General features: G+C 62.3%; 1 pseudogene. It reads right to left on the minus strand.

What is annotated here, in order from left to right:
* Positions 1-618, minus strand: a pseudogene (locus tag K0778_RS29110) (RHS repeat protein); the annotation flags it as partial.

Consider the following 618-nt stretch of genomic DNA (forward strand, 5'->3'; position numbering starts at 1 on the left):
CCAGGATTTCACTTTCCAGCCGGTCGAGCATCTGCACCAGCACCGGCGGGAACACCACACTGCCACCGTCTTCGCCGCCGGACTGCTGAAGCGCATCCGCCAGGCTGCGGCGCTGCGTTTTCGCCAGCTCACCGGTGGCGGTTTCAACTCTGATGAGTGGCGTGAAGCTCCCCGGCTGATAAATCGTCTGGATGCGGGTTCTGTCGTTCTGTATTGTGGTCAGCCGGTCGCCGTCCCAGCCGTACCAGGTCACTTGCGGTTTCCGTGACAGCGACATCCAGCCCGTCAGGTCCCGTTCACGCCGCCACACCCGTTTTGCCACCCTGCGGCCCAGCGGGTCGTAAAGATAGCGACTTTCGACCAGCGGCTCTTCATATTGTGTCCGCGTGTAGTGCACCAGCCGGTGCTGACTGTCGTAATGGTACCGGTGAGTCCGCTCATCATCCGTGCGGATAACCCCTTCCGGGATGAGGTCGGTTTTCTCTGTCAGCCTGCCGTGACGGTCATACCGGTAAAGATAGTGCGCGTCACGGGCGATACGGTTATCCGGCCACATGCTGAGGGTGCTGTCCGGGTGCAGCTCCGGGTCGGGCAGGCGGTTACCTGCCGGGTCTGTGG

The organism is Escherichia sp. XD33 (assembly GCF_019375075.1).
Lineage (GTDB): Bacteria > Pseudomonadota > Gammaproteobacteria > Enterobacterales > Enterobacteriaceae > Enterobacter > Enterobacter flexneri_A.